We start from the raw sequence: 25969 nt of genomic DNA on the forward strand, positions 1-25969 counted from the left end.
CTTTTCAACCCCAAAGATGATTAAAATATTGGCAACCGATTAAAAAAATTACTCACAATGCTACTTAACATTCGTTTTGGCAAACAATTATCAGATAACTTTGTCCATCATTTGTGTCAGGATTTTTTATATCGGATTGATTAACAATTCGGTATTATCACTATCTAACAGCTACAATTGATTTTTAATGAATGGATAAAATTTATGAACTGGCAGGCAATAAAATTAAAGTAGGGCTCGAACCGCAATTAATCCGCGTGTATAGTAATGCTCAACTCTGGGCTTATCTCGATGGAAAAGCAGAGGCAAGGTTTGAGCTTTTGATCAATACAATTAAAGCCGATTATGAACAGCATTTCGGTAAAGCACTGGCTATTGCTAATGCTTCACTTATTGTAGAGATACTGGTGCATGTGTATTGTGATTACCTGGGATTATCTTTTAACCGCATAGTACGGATAAAATGGATTCAGGCTTTGGTTAAAAAACTGCTCAAACGTGCGGAAGTTGTAGACTGCGGCGAAAAGGGGGTGGACAACAACCGTTGGGTTTGGGATTTACTCGCCAGTAGCAAATCGTTTTTTATCTGGATTTTACCTAAAAACCTGAACGCCAAAAATATTAAACAACATTAATCCATTTGGGCTGCTAAAATCTGTTCCTGGTTTAATACAACACTTGCTGCAAGTGTTTCATTTAAAAATGATGAGTTATATTGTTGCTCTGAATTATTGATAAACAGTACCGTTCGGTCTGAAATGGTATTGATCACCTGATCGGCCAACTTAGCCGGAACAGCAGGGCAACCCTGGCTTCTGCCCAGTCTGCCTAATTGATCGATGCTTTTTTGACTTACATAACTGGCGCCATGAACCACAATAGCTCTTTCTCTTGCATTGCTGTTAAAACCTTGGTCCATGCCATCCAGTTTAAGCGAACGGCCATGTTTTCCATAGTAGACTTCACCGGTTAAATAGAAACCTAAACTGCTCTGATTCGAATTGATATTATTGGAAAAGTAGGCTGGCTTATCGCCACCACTGTTTTGCCCGTGGGCTACCCAGGTATTCAATACCAGTTTTTTGCTCACAAGATCGATAATATAGAGGCGTTTTTTAGAACTTTCCTGATCAAAATCTGCAATGGTTAAAATAGATTTGGTGTGTAAAAGCCCCGAATATTTGAAGTTATAAAAACCGGTTAAGGCTTTTTCAAAAACCTGCTCACTTAATCCGGCAGAATCCAAATGAACCTGATGGTAAATATTCGAGATATATTGATTGTATAAGCTATCTGTAGCAATATGCTTAACTACTTCTTGTTGTGTACGGGGAAGCTCCGCTGCTTTCCAACTTGTTCCGACAATGCTCATACCCATCAAAAAAATCGTAGCAATTTCCAGGATGTATTTCTTCATTCAGTATGGTTTAGTTTGATATTGAGCTATTTATACGGTTGTTTTGCCAAAATGTTGCCCAAATCAATTGTGTAGCGTTTCAGATACAATTGGTTTTACATTGTTGTGACTTAAAAAGGAATGATATAGCTTTTGAGAATGTGAATTTAACTTCTGAAATTGAATATTGCTAACAATCGTTTTTATTTGGTGTTATGTATTAAAGCTTTTATATCATGAAAATTTTATTAACCGGAGCAAACGGTTACATCGGCACAAGACTACTCCCTTTATTGTTAGCAGAAAAGCACGAGGTGATTTGTATGGTTCGGGATAAGCGCAGGTTTATTTCAGCGTCTGATTTAAGTGATCAGGTTAAGATTATTACGGGTGATTTACTAGATACAGAGAGCTTAAATGAAATTCCAACAGATATTGATGCTGCATATTATCTGGTCCATTCCATGTCTTCAAGCCAAACGGGTTTTTCTGATATGGAGAAAGCTTCGTCTGAAAATTTTTCGACAGCAATAAGAAAAACCAATTGCAAGCAGATTATTTATTTAACAGGCATTGCCAACGATGAACATCTATCTAAACATTTGGGATCGAGGTTAGCGGTAGAAGACGAACTTAAATCATCAGGAAAAGCCTGCACCATTTTAAGAGCGGCTATTATTATTGGCTCGGGGAGTGCCTCATTTGAAATCATTAGAGATTTAACCGAAAAAATTCCGTTCATGATTACGCCCAAATGGGTTGAAACCCGTTGCCAGCCTATCGGTATCCGTGACGTATTAGCTTATCTGCTGGGTGTTTTAAATCATGAGAAAGCATTTGATAAAACATTCGATATTGGTGGCCCTGATGTGCTAACCTACAGGCAAATGCTTTTGGGTTATGCTAAAGAACGCGGGTTGAAAAGATGGATTATTACCGTTCCGGTACTAACACCGCGACTATCCTCTTTGTGGTTGAATATAATTACGCCTGTACCTTATTCATTAGCCCGTAGTTTGGTAGATAGTATGAAGAATGAAGTAACATGTAAAGATAACCACATACAAAAAGTTGTACCGCTAAAATGTTTAAGTTATGCAGAAGCTTTACACTTAGCGTTCGAAAAAATTGATCAGAATTCTATTGTTTCGAGCTGGAAAGACGCCCTGAACCGTGGCTACTTAAATTCGAATTTTATGGATCAGATTAAGGTGCCACAAAACGGGACTTTAGAATATAAAGTGAAAATGCCATTTGAACGTAAAGCCGAAGAGGTATTTGAAAATATCTGGAGTATTGGCGGGAATAGAGGCTGGTATTTCATGGATTGGTTATGGCATTTACGCGGCTTTTTGGATAAAATGTTTGGTGGGGTAGGTACTAGAAGGGGAAGGACCAGCAATACCGATTTACAGGCAGGAGATGTGCTCGATTTCTGGCGTGTATTGCTTGCCGATAGAAAGAGTAAAAGATTGTTACTGTATGCCGAAATGAAAGTGCCCGGTGAGGCATGGCTCGAATTGAAGCTGGTGGAGTTTCATGGAAAAGCTTTTTTATCACAAATAGCTACTTTCAGACCAAAAGGTTTATGGGGTAGGATGTATTGGTATGCCATGTGGCCATTCCATATTGTTTTATTTAAGGGGATGGCCAAGGAGATCACCACTTACAAGCCCGATAATTAAATCTATTTCCATATTTTTGCAGCTTAAAGAATATAAAATGCCAAACGAAGAAAATGATTACGCTTTCTGGACCAAATACAAAAGATTTGCCTCAACAGAAATTTTGATGTATTTAATTATGATTATCGGTATTGGCCTGGGGATTATTTTTTTAAGCTAAAGCCTGCTTTTGTTTCCCGCAGATCTCGCAGAAAAGAGACGCAGATATAATTTGAACTCATATTTTTAAGGCGTGTACGTGCATTTTGTCGCCCTGAGCGTAGTCGAAGGGGCTCTTGGCAGGTGTTTCAGCATCACGCTAACCAATAGACCAATGTCTTATGAACCAATGAACTAATTCTTTAAGCTGAGTGCTAACTTTAAATAATCTGCAGAATTTACATCATTAATGAATTTCGAAAACTCATTATACTGCCCTGCAGGAAATGTACCATCGTTTAGTATAAATTTCCGGTAATAGGTTAGTTTGTTGCCTACTAAGCTGGCCTTACATACATATTCCCCGAAAGGACTTTTAAAAGCTTTGTCCTGTCCAATAATCAATTCTGTAATTACATTATCTGGCAAGGTATAAACAATACTATCTTCGTCTGTATATCCGCGGTTAATGTAAACGGGCAGTGTTCTGTTCTTTATTTCAGGAATTGACCGCCTCAGGTTAAAGGCATTGAGCTGTAAAAACATTTTATTTCCATTAACAGGCGCATAATTTCTGATGTTAATGCTTACTTCTTCCGTTAATTTGGGCGATATATCTTTTTTCTGCGCAAAGGAAACTGCTTCGAAATCAATATTGTCAATGTTATAAGCTTCTTTTAATAATTTATGCTGTTCGGTTATTGATTTACCAATCAGCGATTCCTGATTTTCATATTGTGAGCCAGCATAAACGGTATTCATTTTTCCAGACACACTGCCATCTAACTGAACAGTTAAGCTGGCCTTACGTATCTGCAAGTTTTCAGCAGTTGTTAGTTTTGGTGTATGCAACAGTTTACCTCCTTCGGTAGTACAGGCAAGCACTAATCGGTCATCTGTAAAATCGCTTAAAAAGCCAAAGGGGATTTTTTGGCTGGTACATTCTAACCAAGTTGTGTCGCCCTTTAATGGCATGCATAAAATAATATGATTGCCTTGTACCATACTGGCATAGTTTGGGTCCATGCTTTTCTTTTCAGAACCAGCCGATACTACGCAGTAATAAGAATCTATATTTGCTGCACTGAGCAGGCTTTGCATATAGTTTACCAAAGCTTTACAATCACCATAACCCAACCGGTCTACTTCACTGGCTGCAATAGGCTGAAAGCCACCAATACCAATTTGGACGCTGATGTACCTTGTTTTGTCTTGTAAATACTGATAGATTTTACGCGCTTTATCTTTGTCCGTTTTTTCGTTTTTTACAAGATCTTTTACCATTTCAATGGTGGCAGGTGGCAGGGTTTTACGTTCTGCCAACAAATCGTCGTAAATCCATTTGCCGAGCTCTTTCCAGTTGGTATAACTGCCTTTATGATTGTAATAATAAAATGCTTGCGGAGCAATCTGGACATTGGTTGCATAAGTTTCGTGTGCCGGACTATAGGGTTCAGTTCTAACCGCCAGGATATTATTTGCCCTCCAAATTGTTTTTTTCTGCTTCTCATCAGTTATTACTTCTGGTGTTCCGCTATAATTCTGGGTTTTTATTCTTACCTGATCTGATGGCTTACAAATAAAGGTATAAGTACTTTTTTCTACTGAAACATCATCTGCTGGTTTCGGACTCCAATCGGGTATAATCAGATTTTGTTTATTTCTAATTTCATAATTGTAAACCACGGTGTAAGGATACTGGTTTACCGATGGCAGGTAGTGTTTTACGCGGCTATCAACAAATAAGGAGAACCCATCGGCTGCGCTCATATCATCAAAATCGTTTTGAGAAAACTTGTTAGTGAGCTTGCCAACACTATTATAAACTTCTCCTTTTATCCCCTTAATTGAAATGTTTTTATCGTAATAGATTACCAAGCGTGCTTCGTCTTCTCCATTTTGGTTAAATACCGTAATGGCTTTTTTTACATTAAGTAGAACATTATCAGGCGAGCGCATATCAATCGTTGTTTCTTCGTTCCTAATACAAGCATTGGCCCGATTGCGCAGGTTAGCGGGAATTAAATCAACATCATAGTTGTCTTGCGCAAAGCCAGTAACAGAAACTAAAAGCAAGGAAAATACGGTGAATAGGAATCTCATTTAATTTGCCTTTTTTAATAAAAATTCTGTTTTCTGGTTTTGGATGATCTTGCTATAGAATTCCTTTAAGAAAAGGTATTCTTCTGGCTGATAAATAGCATTATTAAACTGTAAAGCCTGACTCATCGAAATGGTGTTTCCATCCAAACCTGTTTGCAGTAAATACTTTCCGCCAGCATTGGGTAAAGCTATTGCCATATCTTTTGGTTTTTCTATCAATTGGTATTTTTCTGGTAAAAGCACATTGATGATAACGCGCTCGTCAGACGCTGCACCCAAATCAATTGGGTAGGTACGTTCGTTTAAATTAAACGGATTTTTCGAAATGGTATTGATAAAAAATGGGCTAAAATAAAACTGATCTTTATTGGTGCCATCATTTATGGAAAACTCTACCTCGTATTTTTCTATTAAAGAATTTTCTACACTATCCAGGTTCGAAATTTGATGTTCCAGTATCTTAATTCTGGTTAAACGTTCATCAAGCTTCTCTACATACTCATCTGGCGAATTGTATCGAAGAATATCTTTACGTTTGCTATATGCAGCGTAACCCATGGTATGAGTAGTTAAAGTGCCAATAATTTTTCCTTCAGTAGTCATTTTTCCCATAAGGATATAACTGGTGGTTGTTTTCTGGCTGGCCTTTAAATCTATCCAGTAAGACGGTTTCTTTAAATTGATTACCCTACCTTGATCGTTAATACACCGAAGTGGTAACAATCCGAAGGGTAGAAGTGGTTCCGTTGCATCAAGTAAATAACTTTTATCGGCAATATTTACTTTAGCAACGAGGTAATTAAAATCGCTCATTACCGGATAAAGTTTGTTTACTGTTCCGTTATCACGGGTAGAAAGTATAACAGCTTCTGCATCTAAACCAGCTGCATAAAGTGCCGCAATTAAGCTCAGGTTAATATCTGCCACATTGCCCGATCTGTTTTCTAATGCTTTTTTGATATTATCTTCCGAGTATTTCCCGTAATAATTATTCCACTTGATCTGTTTTTTGATGTAATTATAAACGGCTTTTGCTTTATCTAAATCAGTAGTACTTCCTTTTGTGATTTCTGGAATGAGGTCTTTAAAAACATCTTTCCTTTTCATCTGATCGCCCAATGTTTTATATGAGGACAGTTCATAATCAATATCTTTCCAGGTTTTGGTATAAGATGTTTTTCCTCCATTCAAATTCTGTACATCTGATAGCTCAAAATAAATGGCTGATTTAAAGTTGCTTGAAGCAGTCATGTTATCTTCTTCAATAAATGCAGGAATGTTTTTCATCATGTAGTTGATTTTTGAGCAATCGATAGCTACGCCTGAAAGCCTTAAACATTCTTTGCTCAACTCTACTTTTTGATCCGTCAGTTTTTGAAATCCGCGTAAGGAAACATTGTAGTTGTAAATGCCCGGAATGTAAACCAAATATTCGCTAATCACCTTTGGGATGTTGCTTTGAAATTCCCATGTTTTGAAATTAAATAAGTTGGGCGATTTTAACCTATAACTATATTCAATTACAGCGCCTTCCTTGAGGTTTGGAAGCGTAAACTTGGTTAATCTGGTATATTTTGACCGGTTTTCAGTGAAAACAGCCTTTCTGTCCATTACGGTTTCTACAAAATTATTATTTACATAATTAAAAGTAGAAGCTTTTAAATCACTAATCGTTTCTTCGCGAGATTCGTCTTTATAGGTTGGAATAACAATATTAGCTTCCTTAAAGCCTTCTTTATTGTAAATTTTGATTTTTACATGATGCTCAAAAATCAGTTCTAAACTCCCAGTATTATCGTCCCGTTGAATTGATGCAGTACCAAACTCTTTTAAAACAATGGCGTTGGCGTTACTGTCTAATTTTTTTCTGTCGAATTCGTAATCGTCATAGGTGATTGCGCCAAAGTTAAAGTTTTGAGCATGAGTAGTTAACGATAAAAATAGGAGAAATAGTATGGCTAATATCTTATTCATTTGAGCGTATATAAATTGTCGCAATTTAATCCTACAAACTAACATTCTGAAATAATTTGACAATTAAATTTATAAATTAATAAAGCTGTTTTACAGAACTAATGAAACCTTTTTAGCACTTTTGAAAAAAAAGAATTTGACATTCCGATTCAAATCTAATGTCGCCAATCTCACATCATACGAAATGAAATTAAATTTAAAGCGCCCTTTAGCATTTTTTGATTTAGAAGCTACTGGAATTAATGTTGGAGCCGATAGAATTGTTGAAATAGCGATTTTAAAAGCCATGCCAGATGGTTCTGAAATTGTTAAAACCTGGCGTGTAAATCCAGAAATGCCGATTCCTTTGCAAACCTCGTTAATACACGGTATTTATGATGAAGACATTGCAAACGAGCCTACCTTTAAAACTTTGGCAGCCGAAATTGCCGAATTTATTGGCGAAAGTGACCTGGCAGGATACAATTCGAATAAATTTGATATCCCGATGCTTTTAGAAGAATTTTTAAGAGCTGAAGTGGACTTTGATATGAACAACCGCAAGTTTGTTGATGTACAGAATATATTCCACCAAATGGAGCAACGTACCTTAAAAGCGGCTTATAAATTCTATTGTCAGGAAGATCTAATTAATGCACATGCTGCAGAAGCAGATGTTATAGCCACTTACAAGGTTTTACTTGGCCAGTTAGAAATGTACAAGGAAACCGAGTTTGAGAGCAGACAAGGTGTAAAAAGTATTCCCGTTGTAAATGACGTAGATGCACTGCATATTTTTACCAATATTAATAAACCTGTAGATTTTGCCGGTCGTTTAGTGTATAATGACAATGATGAAGTGTGCTTCAATTTCGGTAAACATAAGGGTAAAACTACTGCTCAGGTATTTTCGGTAGAGCCTAGCTATTATGCCTGGATGAAGAATGGCGATTTCCCCTTGTATACAAAGAAGAAATTAGACGAGGAGTGGGCAAAGTTTAATGCTAAGAAAAATGAGAACAGGGCGGCACGACCTCAAAATAATGCACCTGCGAATAAACCTCAATATCAACAGAAGCCTCAGCCGAAGCCAGAGAAACCAGCACAGCCGATCAATACGGATATGTTGGAGCAGTTGAAAATGAAGTTTGGTAAGTAGATTTTGATTAATCGGTTAATTGTATAAACTGGCTAATCGGTTAACTGTTAATATTGATTGGTTATTAAAGATAACATTACGTCATGCGCAAAGCGCTTTGCCCTAAACTCAAAAAATGAAATTTATAAAAATATTTAGCCTTTTATTGTGTACAGCATTTTACGCTAGCGGGCAGACTACTTTACCAATAGCACCTGAATTTCAGAAAACCTATCAAAAGGAAACGAGAAATACGGACGGAAAGCCGGGGAAAAATTATTGGCAAAATACTTCAAAATACGATCTGAATGTAGCTTTTAATCCTACCACCAGGTTATTAAAGGGTAAGGTTCAGGTAACTTATACCAATAATAGTCCTGATACCTTAAAGGAAATCTGGTTTAAACTTTACCCGAATCTATACAAAAAGGGAACACCAAGAAAGTCAAAATTGGCAGAATCTGACCTGGGTGATGGGGTTGCTATTGAAAAACTGGCAGCAAACGGAAAGTTAATCACTGATTTTAAAATTGATGGAACAAATATGACTGTTAATGTTCCTTCGGTTGTTCCTGGCAAAACAATTAACTTTTCTATCGACTATAACTATACTTTAAATAAAGGATCACATATGCGTACAGGTCAGGTAGATGAAGGCTCACATTTTGTAGCTTACTTTTTTCCGCGCATTGCGGTCTACGATGACGTAGACGGCTGGAATAAATTTCCTTACACAGGAGCTGAGGAGTTTTATAACGATTTTGACCAGTTCAACGCTTCAATTACTGTTCCGGGTGGTTATGGCGTTTGGGCAACAGGCGATCTGAAAAACCCTTCAGAAGTTTTTCAGAAAGATATTGTTTCCAGAATGTTATCTGCCGAGAAAAATGATGCCGTAATTGATGTGATTACCGACAAAGATTTAGCTGATAAAAAAGTAACTCAGCCGAATGCTTTTAATACCTTTAAATTCGAGGCTAAAAACGTTACTGATTTTGTATTTGCTTTAAGCGATCATTACCTGTGGAAATCGAGCAGTTTAGTAGTTGATCCTAAAACAAAAAGAAGAACGCGTGTAGATGCTGTTTTTAATCCAAAACATAAAGATTATTACGAAGTGATTGATTTCGCCCGTAAAACAGTTGAAGCCATGAGTTATACTTTCCCGAAATGGCCTTTTCCATACAATCATGAAACAATATTCGATGGTTTAGACCAAATGGAATACCCAATGATGGTTAACGATAACCCGGTTGATAATCGCACAGATGCCATTACCTTAACCGACCATGAAATTTTTCATACCATGTTTCCATTTTATATGGGCATAAATGAGACTAAATATGGTTGGATGGACGAAGGTTGGGCCACAATAGGCGAATGGTTGATTTCTCCAATGATTGATTCTACCATTGTTGATGAATACGGTGTACAACCTACGGCTTCATCATCTGGCGGGAAAGATGACACCCCAATAATGACTTTAACACCAGATTTAAAAGGATCAGGATCTTTTACCAATTCGTACCCTAAGCCAGGTTTGGCTTATTTGTTTGTTAAAGATTACCTTGGAGATGAACTGTTTACCAAAGCTTTGCATACTTATATTAAAAACTGGAATGGTAAACACCCGATGCCACACGATTTCTTTAACAGTATTAACGAGGGCAGCGGCAAAAATTTAAACTGGTTCTGGAAAGCCTGGTTTTTTGAAGATGGCGTTACCGATATGGCTATAAAGGCTGTAGACAAAACATCAGGTGGATATACGATTACCATTGAGAACAAAAGCGTTAAGCCATTGCCAATCGATTTATCCCTGACTTATGAAGATGGTTCTGTCGAAAATAACCATACTACTATTGGCGTTTGGGAAAAAGGGGATAAGCAAGTGAAAATTGATATCAAGACAATAAAGAAATTATCAAAAGTAGTGATGGGAAATCCGCACACGCCTGATAAGGTTAAAAGTGATAATAGTTTTTCGTTGAATTAGATGAATACCGAGGAAGTCAAGTTGAACTGAGCAAATGGCCTAAAAACTTGACTTCCTTAACATAGGTACGTTTTATGGCGATCGTCATTCTGAACTTGTTTCAAGATCTATTTAACTTAATTCTTGATGATGAATTAAATTTAGCATGACAACTTATTGATTAATGAGTTGTACTTTATAAGCTGGAAAATAATTATCATTGCTTACCATATAAAGCTTTTCAATAATTGACTGGGATATCATCAACCTATCAAAAGGATCATTATGGAAATGCGCTAGCTTTGAAAGTTGGATGATATGATTCAGTGTAATAGGCAATATGTCAAATCCACTTTTTTCTATAATATTAAATATTTCCTCAATAGTTGAATCCAGATTCAACCTCCCTAAAGCATATTTAATAGAGAATTCCCAATAACTAGCTATACTTACAAAACACTTGTTATTTGAATCTTCAATAAGATCTTTAATTTTTTTCGAAAGCTTACCATCGTTAGTGATAAACCAGATTACGATATGTGTATCAAGTAACAGGTTCATTGAAGATAATCTTCAAAGCCTTCAATTGGATCATTGAAATTATCCTTCATGCTGATTAAGCCCTTTCCTAAACCTGCAATTCTCTTTTGCGGTTTGTTCACAGTCTTATCTTTAGCCATTAAAGAATCAATGTAGTCCGATACCCGCTTTTTTAGTTCAGTGGGTAAGTCTGCTAGCTTAGTATATAGTTGAATATCAGTCATTATATCAAATATAGTAAAGATTTATGATTATTCAGGTTTCAGAAAATCGATATTCCTTTTCAGTCCGGAAAATTTTGTGCGCTTAACTGCCGACCCTTTAAAAACCTTTTTAAAAACATCATCTGTAATTTCAGTCAGGTCTTTTGCGTTCAAATCCAATAGCCCATTTTCAGGCTTAAAGGCCTCTTCATTGTGCACTTTAGAGAAACGGTTCCATGGGCAAACATCCTGACAGATATCACAACCGAACATCCAGTTGTTCATTTTATCTTTAAACTCATTGGGGATTTCATTTTTCAACTCAATGGTGAGGTAGGAGATACATTTGGTTCCATCTACAACCTGAGGTGCAATAATGGCATCAGTTGGGCAGGCATCTAAACATCGGGTGCAGCTTCCGCAATAATCAGCTTGGTAGGGGTGATCGTAATCTAGCTCCAGATCAACAATCAATTCTGCAAGAAAGAAAAAGGAACCATCAGTTTTACTGATCAGGTTAGAATTTTTTCCAATCCAGCCAATGCCAGATTTTTTCGCCCAGGCACGATCTAAAACCGGAGCAGAATCTACAAATGCCCTTCCCGAAACTTCGCCGATATTTTCTTCGATAAAATGAGTTAATTCTTTTAATTTATCTTTTATTACGGTATGGTAATCTTGTCCGTACGCATATTTGGAAATTTTTGGCGCATCAGGATCTGATTGTTTTTCTTCTGTGTAATAGTTTAAGGATAAGGAAATTACTGATTTAGCTCCCTCTACTAAAAGTCTGGGGTCGAGGCGTTTATCGAAATAATTCTCCATATATTTCATTTCGCCATGGCGGTTTTGATTCAGCCATTTTTCTAACCTTGGTGCCTCTTCTTCAAGAAATTCTGCTTTTGAAATACCACAGGCCATAAAGCCCAAACGCAGGGCTTCATCTTTAATGAGTTGGCTATATTTTGCAGAATTGTTATACACCGATCTGCAAAGATAAGGCTTAGGATTTAAAACATTTTCATTAATCACTTGTTCTAAATACAGAAACTAAATTAATTAATTATGGTTCATCCTGATTGAAATCACACAAGGAAAGGAGGAACTTTTAGAGTATTAGCTATGGAAAATATAGATCCACAACATACGGAATCAGGAGCAGCTCCTAAACCGATCGAAAAAGATTACGAAAGTCATAAGGAAGATCCGGGGCCAGCAAAGCCAGCGGTAACTGAGAAAGATGAAAACGGTGCAGGGCAAGCGTTAAAATGGGTTATACCATTAGCCGTTATTATAGGTCTGATTATATGGTTTGTGATGAGAAAATAATTAGCTTTAGATTATAATGAAAATGCCGGCTCATTTATTTGACCGGCATTTTTTATGGATTATTATTTTAAAAGTTTAACCTGATAAAGGTCTTTTCTTCTGTCTTTTAGCACTTTTACTGTTCCATAGTGGTGCAGTTCGTCTAGTAAATGCAGGTCAACATCTACCACTAAAACCATCTCTGTATTTGGTGTAGCTTCTGCTTTTATGGCATTGGTTGGGAAAGCGAAATCAGAAGGTGTAAAAACCGCAGATTGCGCGAATTGGATGTCCATGTTGTTTACCTTCGGCAAATTGCCCACGCAGCCTGCAATGGCCACATAACATTCGTTTTCTATCGCCCGGGCCTGAGCACAATGCCTAACGCGTGTATAACCATTCTGTGTATCGGTTAAGAATGGCACAAACAAAATCTGCATGCCCTGATCGGCATAAATGCGGCTTAATTCAGGGAATTCTACATCGTAACAGATCAAAATACCTACTTTACCACAATCAGTATCAAAAACCTGTACTTTATCACCGCCGATCATACCATAATATTTCTGCTCATTAGGTGTAATATGGATTTTTCTATACTCATCTATTTTACCGGTACGGTGACAAAGGTAGGTGGCATTATAAAGTTTGCCATCCTCAATAAGCGGCATACTACCTGTAATGATATTAGTATTGTAGCTCAAAGAGTATTCATGCATTTTTTGTACGATCTCTTCTGTTTTTTCGGCGAGTTTGCGCATGGCCTCAATCTCTGGCAAGTGATTATAAGGTTGCAGTAAAGGCGTGTTAAATAGCTCAGGGAACATTACAAAATCTGATTTGTAACCGCTCAGCGCATCTACAAAAAACTCCACTTGCTCATAAAATGCGTCCATATTAGGGAATAAACGCATTTCCCATTGCACCAAACCCAAACGGATGGTCATTGCCGAACGGGCTGAAGCATCGATACCCTGGTAATAAATATTATTCCACTCAATTAAGGTGGCATATTCTTTTGATTCTTTATCGCCAGGTAAATAGTTTTTCAATACTTTTCTTACGTGAAAATCATTAGAGATCTGGAAAGTCAATGTAGGATCGTAAATTTCTTTTGCTTTTACCTTGTCTATATACTGCCTTGGGCTAAGCTTTTCTGCATATTGGTGATAACCCGGAATTCTGCCACCGGCAATAATGCTTTTTAGGTTTAGACTTTCGCAGAGCTCTTTACGTGCCTCATATAACCTTCTACCCAAGCGCAAACCACGAAAGTCAGGGTGTACGAAAATTTCAATTCCGTATAGCGTGTCGCCGTTGGGGTCATGTGTTGTAAAAGAATAATCGCCAGTAATCAATTTGTAGGTATGCCGATCGCCATATTCGTCGTACTCTACAATAATGGCTAATGAGCAGGCTACAACCTTATCATCAACAGCGATACAGAGCTGCCCCTCGGGGAAAATATTTAAAAGTTTTGCAATACTTGATTTTGGCCAGATGGAACCGCCCATACTGTCGTAGGCCTGGAGCATCGATTCTTTAAGATCTTCGTAATCTTCGAGCGTTAGTTTACGTAATTCAATATTCATAATGTTTGATTTGTAGTTATTGAACACAAAAAGGGCTTAAATGTTCAGATGGATTGTATATTTCTTCGAATATCCTGAAACAAATCCGAAAGCTATCGGATCAGGAGGACGGAATGTTGATTTGATGCAATAGTAACCCGAGTAACGTCACCCTGAATTCATTTCAGGGTCTTTTTTTATTATTCAATCATAGAAGAAAAATCGTTTATAAAACGATAATAGATTTCTCCATTCCGTTGCACTCCAGTCGAAATGACGATTTGGCAAGAAACAATCTTGTATTAAAATAACTTTCCGGTTTGGCCTGGATAATTTTTCTTTAAGTGTTTATATGCCGCTTCAGTAACTTCTCTACCCCGTGAAGTACGCATAATATATCCTTCCTGGATCAAAAATGGCTCATAAACCTCCTCAATAGTGCCTTCATCTTCTCCAACAGCTGTCGCAATGGTTTTTAAACCTACCGGACCGCCTTTAAATTTATCGATAATGGTAACCAGGATCCTGTTGTCCATTTCATCCAAGCCATGTTCATCTACATTTAATGCATTGAGGGCATAGCGGGCAATTTCAGTATCGATATTCCCGTTTCCTTTAATCTGGGCAAAATCTCTTGTTCTCCGTAAAAGTGCATTGGCGATACGGGGTGTTCCACGACTACGGCGGGCAATTTCGTAGGCACCTTCATCACTGATCGGCGTTTTTAGTATATCAGAAGAACGTAATACAATTGTGGTTAACAATTTAGCATCATAGTAAGCCAAGCGGGCATTGATGCCAAAGCGTGCCCTTAACGGAGCAGTCAGCAATCCGGAACGGGTGGTAGCACCTACTAAAGTAAAAGGATTAAGCGATATCTGTACCGAACGGGCATTTGGGCCAGTTTCGAGCATAATATCAATTTTAAAATCCTCCATGGCAGAGTATAGGTATTCTTCCACAAGAGGAGATAAACGATGGATCTCATCAATAAAAAGGATATCGCCTTCATCTAAGCCGGTTAATAAACCAGCCAAATCACCAGGTTTATCTAAAACAGGACCAGAAGTTACCTTAATTCCAGTAGCCATTTCATTGGCAATGATATGAGAAAGTGTGGTTTTACCTAATCCGGGAGGACCATGCAAAAGAACATGATCTAAAGCCTCACCGCGGAGTTTCGCCGCCTGAACAAAAATCTTCAGGTTTTCCATCACTTTTTCCTGCCCCGTAAAATCTTCAAAAGCCTGCGGCCTTAAAACCCTTTCAATATCGCGATCGGTAGGAGTTAGGTTGCTTGCTTCAGGATCCAGATTCTCATTCATACAGCAAATATAAAATTAAATGCTAAAAAAATTAGGATTTTTTAAATTTATCAGAAACGACAAGATCTTTTGATCCGGCAGTATATTTATAAAAACCTTCGCCAGTTTTAATACCTTTTTTACCTGCAGCAACCATATTTACCAACAAAGGGCAAGGCGCATATTTAGGATTTCCAAATCCATCGTTCAATACTTTTAATATCGCCAAACAAACATCCAGACCAATAAAATCTGCTAATTGCAATGGGCCCATGGGATGGGCCATTCCAAGTTTCATTACCGTATCGATTTCATAAACACCTGCTACGCCTTCATAAAGGGTATAAATGGCCTCGTTAATCATTGGCATTAAAATACGGTTCGCCACAAAACCCGGATAATCATTTACCTCAACAGGAACTTTCTCCAAACTTTGCGATAGCGACATAATAGTACTGGTTGTTTCATCACTGGTGGCATAACCTCTTATTACTTCTACTAACTTCATTACCGGAACAGGGTTCATAAAGTGCATCCCGATTACCTTATCGCCTCTACCGGTTACGGCAGCAATCTGCGTAATGGAAATAGAAGAGGTATTAGAAGCCAGAATAGCATGTGCAGGTGCGTACTCATCTAAATCCTTAAAAATCTTCAGTTTTAAGTCTACATTTTCGGTAGCAGCCTCTACAATTAAATCGGAGCTTTGAACGCCCTCCTTTGTTGAGGTATATGTGGTGATGTTATTAAGAGTTGCCGCTTTCTGATCTTCTGTTAATGTGCCTTTGGCAACCTGTCTGTCTAAATTTTTGGTAATGGTTTGTATGGCCCTATCCAATGCAGCTTGATTAATATCAATCAGGTTGACTTGATAATTGAATTGTGCAAAGGTATGAGCGATACCATTTCCCATCGTGCCAGATCCTATAACTGCGATTTGTTTCATCTTAGAAATTAAAAAAGAAAATTTATTAATAAATGATTAATTAAATAGAGATCTCGCAGGATAGCCGATCTTTATTTATTGTATATTAAGTTATGGTGCCAATCTTGTTTTAGTCCAGATCCCTTTAACCTTTTCGAAATTTATCCTGTCGTGCAGCCTGCTTCTTCTTCCTTGCCAAAACTCGATTCTAGTTGGTTTTACAATATAACCGCCCCAGTGCGCAGGTTTTGCAATACCTTTATCGGTACTTTTAGCCTTTAATTCTTCAAATTTTTCTTCTAAAAATGCCCTATTCGGAATAACCTGGCTCTGTGGAGAGGCTACTGCTCCAATCTGACTGCCAATTGGCCTGGTATTGAAATACTCTTCGGAAGTTTCCTTATCTAGTTTTTCTACCGTTCCTTCGATCCTCACTTGTCTTTCCAATTCAGGCCAGAAAAATACTAAAGCCGCATATGGATTACGTTTAAGCTCTTTTCCTTTCGCACTTAGGTAATTTGTAAAGAACCTAAATCCATCTGTATCAACGCCTTTAAGTAAAACAATACGGGCATCGGGTCTGCCAGCTTTATCGGCCGTAGCCAAAGTCATTACATTGGGTTCGTATATCTGGGCATCAACAGCATGTTGAAACCACTTTTTAAACTGGATAATTGGGTCTTGATCAACGTCAGATTCATCCAGCGAAGCGCTTTTGTAATCTTGGCGCAGGTTTTGTAGAAATTCATTTGTAACTTGCATTTAACAAAAATAGACATCTTTTATGGTGTAACAAATGATTATCATCATGCTGAACAATATAAAACCTAAAACAGGCCACTTGCTCATCTCAGAGCCATTTATGGCCGATCCTAATTTTAAAAGATCTGTTGTTCTATTAACAGAGCATGGCGATGATGGCACAGTGGGCTATATCCTGAACCAGGTAGGGAATCTGATGTTGAACGATGTAATTCAGGATTTGTGGGATGCAAAAAACTACATTTATTTTGGCGGACCAGTTGCTGCAGATACCCTGCATTTCATTCATCGAAGTTATGATAAGCTGCAGAGCGGCGAGCCCATTGGGAATGGTTTGTACTGGGGCGGAAATTTTGAAACACTTAAAATTCTTTTAAATACCAATGCCATTAGCGCTGAAGAAATAAAATTTTTTATGGGCTACTCTGGCTGGGATCATGGACAGCTTGATCGCGAAATAGAGGAGAATGCCTGGATGGTGAGTGATACCTTTAATCCTGATCTCATTTTTAGTAATGATGATGAAAAACTTTGGCGGGATGTGGTTGTAAACTTAGGGCCAAAATATGCGCATATCAGTAATTTTCCGGTTGACCCAAGTTTGAATTAAGGAGTTTTTTCGAGAAGTTTTTATAAAGTAGTCGTCATCTCGACAGAAACGCAGTGAAATGGAGAGATCTATCGAAACAGATTTTTCGGCTACGGTGCACTTCGGTCGAAATGACGTCCCATTACGGCTAGTTATAGCCGTTTAGGACTCAAGACTATCAGCACTCTCCTCAACTTTCCTTCTCAATTCATCTTTATATGCCTGCATTTTTACCGTTAAAGACTCATCAGCTGTAGCTAAAATTTGAGTGGCCAATAAACCTGCATTTTTAGCCGCATTTAAAGCCACTGTAGCAACGGGAATGCCATTTGGCATTTGTAAAATAGATAAAATGCTATCCCAGCCATCAATAGAGTTTGACGATTTAACCGGAACACCGATTACCGGCAATGTGGTAATAGAAGCCACCATTCCTGGTAAATGGGCAGCACCACCGGCACCGGCAATAATTACTTTTAAACCACGGCCTTGTGCTTCTTTAGCATAATTAAACATCCGTTCTGGTGTTCTGTGGGCAGAAACAACCATAATTTCATAGTTTATTCCAAATTCTTTTAATACATCAGCAGCATCTTGCATAACAGGTAAATCTGATTTGCTACCCATGATAATTCCAACTAATGCCGAATTTGAATTTCCTTGACTCATATCTATTTTATTTCTTTTTTAACTTCTTTTAAACTTTTTGTATTTCAACCTTTTTAGTTTCCCCTTCAGGGGGCTAGGGGGCTTATGCTACTACCTTTAATGTTTTTTGTACAAAACGTGCTTTTTCTATAGCTTTTTCTCTATCGATATCTACAATGGTTACATGGCCCATCTTGCGGAAAGGTTTTGTGTATTTCTTTCCATATAGGTGAACAAAAACACCGTCAATCGCCAATATTTTTTCCAGATTTTCATATTTAGCCACACCTTCGAAGCCTTTTTCGCCAAGTAGATTAATCATAATGGCATTGGTAATACTCGTGGTATCGCCAAGTGGCAAATTATAAATAGAACGTAAATGTTGTTCGAACTGAGAAACATAATTACCCTCAATAGTTTGATGGCCACTATTGTGCGGACGAGGGGCCACCTCGTTAACCAGCAACTCTCCATCTTTGCAAATAAACATTTCTACCGCTAAAATCCCGGTGATGTTCATTGCTGAGGCAATATTTTTTGCAATGTTTTCTGCTTTTTGTTGTAAGCTTTCTGCAAAAGTTGAGGGCGAAATTAAAAATTCAACCAAATTGGCCTCTGGATTAAATTCCATTTCTACCATCGGGAAAGTTTTCATATCACCATTGGCATTACGGGCAACGATTACGGCTACTTCTTTTTCAAAATCGACCAGTTTCTCTATAATACAAGGTGCGTCAAAAGCTTTATCCAGATCGGCAGCATTGTTGATTTTCATCACACCCTTGCCATCGTAACCATCTTTACGCAGTTTTAAAATGTATGGAAATGGGATACTACTGTTCTGCATATCTTCCTTAGTGTTTACAATCTGGAAAGGAGAGCTTGGGATATCGTTTTCTTTAAAAAACTGTTTTTGTACGCCTTTATCCTGGATTAAACGGATCACCCTCGATTGTGGAAAAACCTTTTTGCCTTCTTTTTCAAGCTGCTCAAGCGCGTCGATATTTACTTTTTCAATTTCAATGGTAATGATATCGGCTTTCTTTCCAAAAGCGTAAACGGTGTCAAAATCGGTAATTGAGCCATTTTCGAAGTAATTAGAGATGTGTTTGCAAGGGGCATCAGGATCTGGGTCTAAAACTAATGTGGTTACATTGTAATTGATTGCTTGTTGAATGAGCATTCTGCCCAATTGTCCGCCACCTAAAATACCTAATTTTAATTCGCTAATCTGTTTTGCCATGCGCTTGAAAATAATGCTACTTTTGTGCAAAAGTAACCATAATAAATTTTATTGATGAATGCTGATGCAATAATTATTGGTGCAGGTGCTTGCGGATTGATGTGTGCGGTGCAGGCAGGCTATCTGGGCAAGAAAGTGATTGTGCTCGAAAAAAATGAAAAACCCGGTGCCAAAATTTTAATTTCGGGTGGAGGCCGCTGCAATTATACGAACCAATTTGCATCAGCTGAGCAGTTTATATCAGCAAATCCACATTTTATCAAATCTGCTTTCACGCAGTGGACAGTTGACGATACCATTAGCTTCTTTGAAACTTACGGTATAACAGGCAAAGAAAAAACTTTAGGCCAATTATTTCCTGATGATAAAAATGCCAAAGATGTTGTTGAGGTTTTTACATCCGTTTGCGAAGATTTAGGCCAGGAAATTAGGTGTAACGCAGATGTAAAGGATATTGAAATATTGCCGAAAGGCTTTAAAGTAAGTTATGAGAAAAATGGTAAAACCGTGGTTTTAACTGCCGAAAAGTTGGTGATTACTACTGGAGGTTTACCCATCCCAAAAATGGGCGCTACGGATTTTGCCCTACGCTTTGCGAGAAAAAATGATCTAAAAATCATTGAAACAGCTCCAGCTTTGGTTCCATTAACCATTACAGGTAAGGATGAAGAATGGTTTGCACAACTTTCGGGTAATTCTGTTTTTTGCGAAGTAAGCAATGATGAGATTTCGTTCGAAGAAAATATTCTTTTTACCCACTGGGGGTTAAGCGGGCCTGCCATTTTGCAGATTTCTTCTTTTTGGAGAAGGGGTGAAACAGTTAACCTGAATCTATTACCTCATCAGGATATTGTAGTATTATTGGATGAGGAAAGAAAAACGAATGGCAAAACTTTATTGTCGACGCTGTTAAACCGGATTTATACCAAGAAGTTTACCGATGCATTAGGCAAGTTTTTACCTTTAAGCAAACCTGTAGCGGCATTAACAAAATCAGAAATTGATTTAATTGAGCAAACCATTCATCACTTTAAGGTTAAACCTGCAGGTGATAAAGGTTATGATAAAGCTGAAGTAATGCGCGGTGGAATTGATACCAACGAAATATCTTCTAAAACTTTAGCATGTAAAAAGATTCCGAATCTGTTTTTTGGTGGCGAATGTCTGGATGTAACCGGCTGGTTGGGGGGGTATAATTTTCAATGGGCATGGGCAAGCGGTTTTGTAATTGCACAGCATATTTAAGATTATAGACCTGTAAGATTATTCTACCTGCTCTACTTAGATGTGCTCAGGTGACTAAGGTGGTCAATATTGTTTTGGAAATGTTTGGTAGGCGCTCTTCGGATAGTGCAGCCCTGCTATCGTTTCAAGTCCTCACTCGTTCCTCGCTCCGGTCTTTCCACTTTATCAGGTTTATTTAACCTAAAACAGCGGTTCTTAGGGGGCAAACTAAAAAAACCTTGCAGGCTTAAAACCTGCGAGGTTTGTTTTGCTACAAATAAACATTCGGCATAATTTCCCATGCCCATGGCTTTTTAAAGGTTTTGAATGTTCTGAGCTGCGAAAAATATAAAACCTCACTTGTTTTTCGGTTAGCAATATCCCTTCTGTGCAGATTACCGATAGTAGTAAATAACTCACGCGTTTTGAAATCGTAAACCCTTTCGGTCATATCGCCGCTATTCTGATTAAAGTACAGATTGATCGCACTCGTTAAAAACCAGTCTTTATTTTCGAATTTAAATGTATACCCCAGTTCCCAGCGCCATTCGGAACCACCCTGGAAACGAAGGTAGAGTTGTTGATCTTTAATGGCAATTTGCTGTAACGGATCACCCAGTTTACCACCTTCTTCCGAACGTAAAATGAAATCATTATTTTGGGTTGATAAGCTAAAAACCCCAGTCGATTTATCTTTAAAAAAGATAGCCAATATCCTGGGTTTTTGTGTTTCTTTTATGATATCTGTATTATTATCGCCATAAACACGGGTTTCGTCAATAGATTTATTAAACTCAAAAACTACCGCCAGATCGTCTGAGGTATCGTTATTTAAATCGCCGCGAACCTGATCGATAATCGTCCAGTTTGCAGGCGTAAATTGTTCAGCAGAAGCCCCACGCGCTTTAATTTTAGGGAATACAAATGTTTTTTGTGCAAAGCTGATTTGCACACAGAGCATCAGGATGTAAAAACAAAAAACTTTCATTCAGGTAGAAAACGTGTTGATGTAGGATTAAAACGTTTGACTTGATGTTTTAGTTTGCCTTGTTGCGAGGTATGAAGCAATCTAATTTAATGAAAACCAAATTCCTGCTTTTCTAATCATAAAGTCGTTTCTTACAGCGTTTACCAATAATCTTTAAAATTCCCTTACTTTTGCACAAAACAATTCCCTTTGAAAACCGAGATATTTGCCATTACACCGCCATTTACCCAACTGAATACCCCATATCCAGCAACGGCATATATAAAAGGTTTTCTTAATACCAAAAATATAAGTGCCAAACAGGCCGATCTAGGCATTGAGGTTATTTTGGAATTATTCTCTAAAAAAGGGCTGCAAGATTTATTCAATCGTACTGAGGGAAGTTTAAGTATTGATGATCCAAAAAGCGACAATGCTAAACGTATTTTTGCATTACAAGATGAATATTTAAAAACCATTGATGCTGTAATTGCATTTTTACAGGGTAAAAATCCAACTTTGGCTTTGCAGATCTGTAGTGATGATTTTCTGCCACAAGCTTCGCGTTTTTCGCAATTAGAAGAGTTGGATTGGGCTTTTGGCGCAATGGGTACGCAGGATAAAGCGAAACATTTGGCTACACTTTATCTTGAAGACATATCTGATTACATCGTAGAGTGTGTTGATGAAAATTTCGGTTTTAGCCGTTATGCAGAACGTTTAGGCAGAAGCGCTAATTCCTTTGATGAGCTGTACGATGCTTTGCATAAGGAACCAACCTACATTGACGAAATCCTGATTTCGGTTCTAAAAGAGAAAATTGAAACCGCCCAGCCTAAATTGTTCCTGATTTCTGTTCCTTTTCCAGGTAATTTGTATAGTGCTTTCCGCTGTGCACAATGGATCAAGGCCAATCACCCCGAAATCAAAATTTCTATGGGCGGTGGTTTCCCGAATACAGAGTTAAGATCATTATCGGATACAAGGGTTTTTGAATTCTTTGATTACATTACCTTAGATGACGGCGAATTACCAATTGAGCTTTTACATCAAAATATTACACATCCGATTCCTGTTGAAGCCCATTTTTATAAAAGGACTTTCCTGCTCGAAAACGATAAGGTGGTTTACCGTAACGATGCCTTTAGAAATGATTATAAGCAGGCTGATGTTGGTACGCCAGATTATACAGGTTTGTTATTAGATCAATATATTTCGGTAATTGAAATCGTTAACCCCATGCACCGCATGTGGAGTGATGGGCGATGGAACAAACTCACAATGGCACATGGCTGCTATTGGGGAAAATGTACTTTTTGCGACATTTCGCTCGATTATATCAAAGTCTACGAACCTGTTGCCGCCAAATTGATTGTAGATCGAATTGAAGATTTGTATGAAAAAACCGGGCAAAATGGCTTTCACTTTGTTGATGAGGCTGCACCGCCCGCTTTAATGCGTGAGGTAGCTTTGGAAATCATCAGAAGAAAGTTAGCGGTTACCTGGTGGACAAACATCCGTTTTGAAAAAAGCTTCACCCAAGACCTATGTTTATTGTTAAAGGCTTCGGGTTGTATTGCCGTTTCGGGCGGACTGGAAGTTGCCTCAGATCGTTTGTTAAAGCTGATTGATAAGGGCGTAACGGTAGAACAAGTGGCTAAGGTTACCCGCAATTTCACCGAAGCCGGAATTATGGTGCATGCTTATTTAATGTATGGGTATCCTACACAAACGGTACAGGAAACGATAGATAGTTTAGAGATGGTACGCCAGTTGTTTGAAGTTGGGATATTACAATCTGGCTTTTGGCACCAATTTGCCATGACGGCACATAGTCCGGTAGGGATGTATCCGGAAAAATTTGGGGTGGTAAAAGACACTGAAGTGATCGGCACTTTTGCCAATAACGATATCAATTATACCGATAAAACAGGCATCGACCATAATAAATTCAGTTTCGGGCTGAAAAAGTCACTCTTCAATTTTATGCATGGTATCTGTTTTGATTACGAACTGCAGGATTGGTTTGATTTTAAAATCCCAAGAACTAAAATTCCAGCCGATTTTATTGAAACGGCTTTAAATGATAAAGATCAGTTTAATACGAAACCTACCGCAAAAGTAGTTTGGATAGGAGGAAAGCCTTCTACCGAGTATTTTACCAAATCGAAAAAGGGTAATACCTGGGAAATGGCATCATTAACTTTTCACGATAAAAAAGAGACCTTTACAGTACAAACGAATAAAAAGGAAGGAGCCTGGCTTACTTCTGTTTTAGATAAAGTTTCTATCTCAAACGAAAAAGTTTACACTTTTCAAGAGGTTAAAGCCGATTTTGAACAAGAAATGGAAAATTTCGAGCTGTTCTGGTATTCTAAACCAATCAACACGCTTCGAGAATACGGTTTGTTGGTGCTATAATTTTTGCTTACGCTCGTTTCCAACGAGCGTAAAATATTTTGACGATTAAATCGTCATTCTATCGCTGCACTCGTTAGAAACGAGTGCAAACATTATTTTACTACATCTTCATTTTAAAATGCATCAGGAAATAAATGATGCAGATTAATATAATCGAATTTAAGATCAGTAATAACCACGAAACAATAGATTTCCGGTCTTTCATTACTGCTATAAAAGATGTGATGTAAGCCATTGCAATTAGCACCAGGAATAAGTTTACAGTCTGGATACCCAAAATAGAATATCCGTCGTATGAAAAAACGAGTGCACTTAGCGCTAAGAATACAACTGAGGCGGTAGTATAGCGTTTATTCGGTTTCATGTTCTGCGCTTTAAGATTATTTATTCTTTTCAATATCCTTTAATACCCAATCCATTTCGAGATCTCTTTTTGCCAGATAATCAACTAAAGTATAGTTAACTTTTACATCGGGCATTACCCCACGACCAATTGTTGTAGATGGCAGTGGTAAATTAAAAGGTACGAGACCAATACTGTAGGTAACTCCTGTATTTTTTAGTTTGCCGTTAAAATAAGTTCCTGCATTAATGTTATTTCTCCCACCTCCGGTTTCTTCGCCAATTAAAATCCCCCTTTGAGATAAGGCCAATGTGTTGGCAAATATACTAGCTGCTGAAAATGTTCCACCGTTTATTAATATGTAAAGCTTGTTTTTATAAGCATTGTTAAAAGGAATCAGGTTTCCATAAGCATTTTTATTAAATTCCTTAACATATTTGATTTGCTTTTTTCTGTTGCTATCCAATGTGGGTAATAACATTCCTTTAATCAATTCATGTGGAAATTGAATAGGCTTAATGGATTTATTAATGAAGAATTTTAAGAAATGGCACATTAAAAAAATATCCCCTCCTGTATTGTTCCTTAAATCAAGGATTAGGTTTTGAGTTTTAGATAACGTATTATTAAATAGGTCTACATCATACTGTTCCATCTTAGCTGTAAAAGTGTTCACTTTTAAATATGCAGTATGGGTATCCAGTTTTTTATAGTTCAAAAATTGAGATTTATTGTTTGTTTGCAGTTTACTGGTTTGTAACGCATTTTTAATATCATATGGTTTACCAATCAGATAGGCACTGTCGATATGATCGCCATTTTGAAACACCATTTTCAGGCTGTCCTTATTTTTGAAAATGCGCCAAACGTTATCCAGATTTCCATAATTCAAAAAGTAATATTTGAATGTGTTGTTATAACCATCTGAAAAAGAATTTTGTAAAGCAGTTTTAATAATATCTACTGCTTTAATATTATTGATGCTAACGATTTCTGATCCAGCGCCTAGATTTTTGTTTAAGCTCCTATTTTCTGTCAGAAAGATTTTATCTTTTATAAATTTCAAGCTCAGTTGATCAAATGGCGAGGAGTAGGGCTTGCCATATTTAAGATAATCGCTTTCAGTTAATTTTGCTGGTTCGAAAAAATCAATCTTTAAATGTCCGTCCCCAATTTGGCTCAAAACAGGTAATAGATGCTGGTATAGGGCTGCTGATGTTAAAGGTTGGTGAATAGCTGATTTAAGGCTATCGATCTTAAAATCAAGTTCTCCTTTTTTAATGTATTGATAAAGTTTGAGGTGATGTTTTGTTAAATCAGCATATAATTGATCAATGTCTTTCCTAACTTCGGAGACAGCGTGTTTTTCCTCTAATTGATGATATAAATATTGGGCTTTTGAGATATTAACCAGTAAGCAAAGAAATATTAATGTACAACAATATCTCATAACGTTAATAATCTATTTTTATATTTTCAACCACATAAGGAATGTAAGACCATTTAAGCTTATATGTACTCATATATAAGCTT

General features: G+C 37.5%; 24 protein-coding genes. 9 read left to right on the plus strand and 15 right to left on the minus strand.

What is annotated here, in order from left to right:
* The first annotated feature begins 191 nt into the window (after window positions 1–191).
* Window positions 192–635 (plus strand): hypothetical protein, encoded by a 444-nt coding sequence (locus ACTJKN_RS10000; RefSeq protein ID WP_440824573.1) that lies wholly within the window; start codon window positions 192–194, stop codon window positions 633–635.
* Here ACTJKN_RS10000 and ACTJKN_RS10005 read toward each other — a convergent pair.
* Window positions 632–1417 carry a murein L,D-transpeptidase catalytic domain family protein gene (locus ACTJKN_RS10005; protein ID WP_440824575.1) on the minus strand — a complete coding sequence of 262 codons (786 nt, stop codon included), beginning with the start codon at window positions 1415–1417 and terminating at the stop codon, window positions 632–634. The two genes, ACTJKN_RS10000 and ACTJKN_RS10005, sit on opposite strands and share 4 nt — an antisense overlap.
* Window positions 1418–1632: 215 nt before the next feature.
* Here ACTJKN_RS10005 and ACTJKN_RS10010 point away from each other — a divergent pair, with 215 nt between their 5' ends.
* Entirely contained in the window at window positions 1633–3081 is a 1449-nt protein-coding gene (locus tag ACTJKN_RS10010; protein WP_440824578.1) for an SDR family oxidoreductase, read from the plus strand.
* 37 nt (window positions 3082–3118) lie between these two features.
* Window positions 3119–3241 (plus strand): hypothetical protein, encoded by a 123-nt coding sequence (locus ACTJKN_RS10015; RefSeq protein WP_440824580.1) that lies wholly within the window; start codon window positions 3119–3121, stop codon window positions 3239–3241.
* A 173-nt stretch (window positions 3242–3414) separates the two neighbouring features.
* On the opposite strand, the gene ACTJKN_RS10020 is transcribed toward ACTJKN_RS10015, so the two are convergent.
* Both ACTJKN_RS10020 and ACTJKN_RS10025 read right to left on the minus strand, forming a co-directional pair.
* A complete protein-coding gene (locus ACTJKN_RS10020) occupies window positions 3415–5322 on the minus strand; it encodes a DUF3857 domain-containing transglutaminase family protein (protein WP_440824582.1) in 1908 nt (635 codons plus the stop codon).
* A complete protein-coding gene (locus tag ACTJKN_RS10025) occupies window positions 5323–7296 on the minus strand; it encodes a transglutaminase domain-containing protein (protein ID WP_440824584.1) in 1974 nt (657 codons plus the stop codon).
* Window positions 7297–7480: 184 nt separating this feature from the next.
* Here ACTJKN_RS10025 and ACTJKN_RS10030 point away from each other — a divergent pair, with 184 nt between their 5' ends.
* Entirely contained in the window at window positions 7481–8434 is a 954-nt protein-coding gene (locus ACTJKN_RS10030; protein ID WP_440824586.1) for an exonuclease domain-containing protein, read from the plus strand.
* A gap of 115 nt (window positions 8435–8549) precedes the next feature.
* Entirely contained in the window at window positions 8550–10409 is a 1860-nt protein-coding gene (locus ACTJKN_RS10035) for a M1 family metallopeptidase (RefSeq protein WP_440824587.1), read from the plus strand.
* A gap of 153 nt (window positions 10410–10562) precedes the next feature.
* Here the strand turns inward: ACTJKN_RS10035 and ACTJKN_RS10040 are convergent, their stop codons facing one another.
* From ACTJKN_RS10040 to queG, 3 genes are read right to left on the minus strand one after another with little or no spacing between them, the layout of a single operon-like run.
* Complete coding sequence (locus ACTJKN_RS10040; RefSeq protein ID WP_440824589.1) at window positions 10563–10949, minus strand: type II toxin-antitoxin system VapC family toxin; 387 nt, start codon at window positions 10947–10949, stop codon at window positions 10563–10565.
* Window positions 10946–11152: a type II toxin-antitoxin system VapB family antitoxin gene (gene vapB / locus ACTJKN_RS10045; RefSeq protein ID WP_440824591.1), complete on the minus strand. Its 207-nt coding sequence runs from the start codon at window positions 11150–11152 to the stop codon at window positions 10946–10948. The genes ACTJKN_RS10040 and vapB overlap by 4 nt, the downstream gene beginning before the upstream one ends.
* 27 nt (window positions 11153–11179) lie before the next feature.
* Window positions 11180–12115: a tRNA epoxyqueuosine(34) reductase QueG gene (gene queG, locus ACTJKN_RS10050; RefSeq protein ID WP_440824964.1), complete on the minus strand. Its 936-nt coding sequence runs from the start codon at window positions 12113–12115 to the stop codon at window positions 11180–11182.
* 138 nt (window positions 12116–12253) lie between these two features.
* Here queG and ACTJKN_RS10055 point away from each other — a divergent pair, with 138 nt between their 5' ends.
* Complete coding sequence (locus tag ACTJKN_RS10055) at window positions 12254–12460, plus strand: hypothetical protein (RefSeq protein WP_440824593.1); 207 nt, start codon at window positions 12254–12256, stop codon at window positions 12458–12460.
* A gap of 62 nt (window positions 12461–12522) precedes the next feature.
* Here ACTJKN_RS10055 and ACTJKN_RS10060 read toward each other — a convergent pair whose 3' ends face one another.
* From ACTJKN_RS10060 to pdxH, 4 genes are all read right to left on the minus strand, one after another.
* Window positions 12523–14031: a bifunctional GNAT family N-acetyltransferase/carbon-nitrogen hydrolase family protein gene (locus ACTJKN_RS10060; protein ID WP_131031141.1), complete on the minus strand. Its 1509-nt coding sequence runs from the start codon at window positions 14029–14031 to the stop codon at window positions 12523–12525.
* 281 nt (window positions 14032–14312) lie between these two features.
* Window positions 14313–15335, minus strand: a complete 1023-nt coding sequence (gene ruvB / locus ACTJKN_RS10065; RefSeq protein ID WP_121283333.1) for a Holliday junction branch migration DNA helicase RuvB — start codon at window positions 15333–15335, stop codon at window positions 14313–14315.
* Between the two features lie 31 nt (window positions 15336–15366).
* Window positions 15367–16260 (minus strand): 3-hydroxyacyl-CoA dehydrogenase family protein, encoded by an 894-nt coding sequence (locus ACTJKN_RS10070; RefSeq protein WP_440824596.1) that lies wholly within the window; start codon window positions 16258–16260, stop codon window positions 15367–15369.
* Between the two features lie 90 nt (window positions 16261–16350).
* On the minus strand, window positions 16351–17001 hold the full coding sequence (gene pdxH / locus ACTJKN_RS10075; RefSeq protein WP_440824597.1) for a pyridoxamine 5'-phosphate oxidase: 651 nt from the start codon (window positions 16999–17001) through the stop codon (window positions 16351–16353).
* Between the two features lie 46 nt (window positions 17002–17047).
* On the opposite strand from pdxH, the gene ACTJKN_RS10080 reads away from it, so the two are divergent.
* Entirely contained in the window at window positions 17048–17611 is a 564-nt protein-coding gene (locus ACTJKN_RS10080; protein ID WP_440824599.1) for a YqgE/AlgH family protein, read from the plus strand.
* Window positions 17612–17752: 141 nt separating this feature from the next.
* Here the strand turns inward: ACTJKN_RS10080 and purE are convergent, their stop codons facing one another.
* Together purE and ACTJKN_RS10090 are read right to left on the minus strand one after the other, a co-directional pair.
* Window positions 17753–18259, minus strand: coding sequence for a 5-(carboxyamino)imidazole ribonucleotide mutase (gene purE / locus ACTJKN_RS10085; RefSeq protein WP_440824600.1), 507 nt, complete (start codon window positions 18257–18259; stop codon window positions 17753–17755).
* A gap of 82 nt (window positions 18260–18341) precedes the next feature.
* The gene (locus ACTJKN_RS10090; RefSeq protein ID WP_440824602.1) at window positions 18342–19481 is read right to left on the minus strand and encodes a 5-(carboxyamino)imidazole ribonucleotide synthase; all 1140 of its coding nucleotides are present in this window, start codon (window positions 19479–19481) and stop codon (window positions 18342–18344) included.
* 54 nt (window positions 19482–19535) lie between these two features.
* Between ACTJKN_RS10090 and ACTJKN_RS10095 the strand changes: the two genes are divergently transcribed.
* Window positions 19536–20726 carry an NAD(P)/FAD-dependent oxidoreductase gene (locus ACTJKN_RS10095; RefSeq protein ID WP_440824603.1) on the plus strand — a complete coding sequence of 397 codons (1191 nt, stop codon included), beginning with the start codon at window positions 19536–19538 and terminating at the stop codon, window positions 20724–20726.
* Between the two features lie 250 nt (window positions 20727–20976).
* Here the strand turns inward: ACTJKN_RS10095 and ACTJKN_RS10100 are convergent, their stop codons facing one another.
* Entirely contained in the window at window positions 20977–21693 is a 717-nt protein-coding gene (locus ACTJKN_RS10100) for a hypothetical protein (protein WP_440824604.1), read from the minus strand.
* Between the two features lie 189 nt (window positions 21694–21882).
* Between ACTJKN_RS10100 and ACTJKN_RS10105 the strand changes: the two genes are divergently transcribed.
* Window positions 21883–24093, plus strand: a complete 2211-nt coding sequence (locus tag ACTJKN_RS10105) for a B12-binding domain-containing radical SAM protein (protein WP_440824606.1) — start codon at window positions 21883–21885, stop codon at window positions 24091–24093.
* 100 nt (window positions 24094–24193) lie between these two features.
* Here ACTJKN_RS10105 and ACTJKN_RS10110 read toward each other — a convergent pair whose 3' ends face one another.
* Together ACTJKN_RS10110 and ACTJKN_RS10115 are read right to left on the minus strand one after the other, a co-directional pair.
* The gene (locus tag ACTJKN_RS10110; protein ID WP_440824607.1) at window positions 24194–24457 is read right to left on the minus strand and encodes a hypothetical protein; all 264 of its coding nucleotides are present in this window, start codon (window positions 24455–24457) and stop codon (window positions 24194–24196) included.
* Between the two features lie 16 nt (window positions 24458–24473).
* Window positions 24474–25886, minus strand: a complete 1413-nt coding sequence (locus ACTJKN_RS10115) for a S41 family peptidase (RefSeq protein ID WP_440824609.1) — start codon at window positions 25884–25886, stop codon at window positions 24474–24476.
* Between the last annotated feature and the right edge of the window lie 83 nt (window positions 25887–25969).

Origin of the sequence: Pedobacter sp. 22163, assembly GCF_052045595.1 — a bacterium.
In the GTDB taxonomy this organism is placed as follows: domain Bacteria; phylum Bacteroidota; class Bacteroidia; order Sphingobacteriales; family Sphingobacteriaceae; genus Pedobacter.

Bases quoted from the DNA above. Each gene is read 5' to 3' on its own strand.
- ACTJKN_RS10000 (WP_440824573.1), top strand. From the start codon at position 192: ATGGATAAAATTTATGAACTGGCAGGCAATAAAATTAAAGTAGGGCTC.
- ACTJKN_RS10005 (WP_440824575.1), bottom strand. From the start codon at position 1,417: ATGAAGAAATACATCCTGGAAATTGCTACGATTTTTTTGATGGGTATG.
- ACTJKN_RS10010 (WP_440824578.1), top strand. From the start codon at position 1,633: ATGAAAATTTTATTAACCGGAGCAAACGGTTACATCGGCACAAGACTA.
- ACTJKN_RS10015 (WP_440824580.1), top strand. From the start codon at position 3,119: ATGCCAAACGAAGAAAATGATTACGCTTTCTGGACCAAATACAAAAGA.
- ACTJKN_RS10020 (WP_440824582.1), bottom strand. From the start codon at position 5,322: ATGAGATTCCTATTCACCGTATTTTCCTTGCTTTTAGTTTCTGTTACT.
- ACTJKN_RS10025 (WP_440824584.1), bottom strand. From the start codon at position 7,296: ATGAATAAGATATTAGCCATACTATTTCTCCTATTTTTATCGTTAACT.
- ACTJKN_RS10030 (WP_440824586.1), top strand. From the start codon at position 7,481: ATGAAATTAAATTTAAAGCGCCCTTTAGCATTTTTTGATTTAGAAGCT.
- ACTJKN_RS10035 (WP_440824587.1), top strand. From the start codon at position 8,550: ATGAAATTTATAAAAATATTTAGCCTTTTATTGTGTACAGCATTTTAC.
- ACTJKN_RS10040 (WP_440824589.1), bottom strand. From the start codon at position 10,949: ATGAACCTGTTACTTGATACACATATCGTAATCTGGTTTATCACTAAC.
- vapB (WP_440824591.1), bottom strand. From the start codon at position 11,152: ATGACTGATATTCAACTATATACTAAGCTAGCAGACTTACCCACTGAA.
- ACTJKN_RS10055 (WP_440824593.1), top strand. From the start codon at position 12,254: ATGGAAAATATAGATCCACAACATACGGAATCAGGAGCAGCTCCTAAA.
- ACTJKN_RS10060 (WP_131031141.1), bottom strand. From the start codon at position 14,031: ATGAATATTGAATTACGTAAACTAACGCTCGAAGATTACGAAGATCTT.
- ruvB (WP_121283333.1), bottom strand. From the start codon at position 15,335: ATGAATGAGAATCTGGATCCTGAAGCAAGCAACCTAACTCCTACCGAT.
- ACTJKN_RS10070 (WP_440824596.1), bottom strand. From the start codon at position 16,260: ATGAAACAAATCGCAGTTATAGGATCTGGCACGATGGGAAATGGTATC.
- pdxH (WP_440824597.1), bottom strand. From the start codon at position 17,001: ATGCAAGTTACAAATGAATTTCTACAAAACCTGCGCCAAGATTACAAA.
- ACTJKN_RS10080 (WP_440824599.1), top strand. From the start codon at position 17,048: ATGCTGAACAATATAAAACCTAAAACAGGCCACTTGCTCATCTCAGAG.
- purE (WP_440824600.1), bottom strand. From the start codon at position 18,259: ATGAGTCAAGGAAATTCAAATTCGGCATTAGTTGGAATTATCATGGGT.
- ACTJKN_RS10090 (WP_440824602.1), bottom strand. From the start codon at position 19,481: ATGGCAAAACAGATTAGCGAATTAAAATTAGGTATTTTAGGTGGCGGA.
- ACTJKN_RS10095 (WP_440824603.1), top strand. From the start codon at position 19,536: ATGAATGCTGATGCAATAATTATTGGTGCAGGTGCTTGCGGATTGATG.
- ACTJKN_RS10100 (WP_440824604.1), bottom strand. From the start codon at position 21,693: ATGAAAGTTTTTTGTTTTTACATCCTGATGCTCTGTGTGCAAATCAGC.
- ACTJKN_RS10110 (WP_440824607.1), bottom strand. From the start codon at position 24,457: ATGAAACCGAATAAACGCTATACTACCGCCTCAGTTGTATTCTTAGCG.
- ACTJKN_RS10115 (WP_440824609.1), bottom strand. From the start codon at position 25,886: ATGAGATATTGTTGTACATTAATATTTCTTTGCTTACTGGTTAATATC.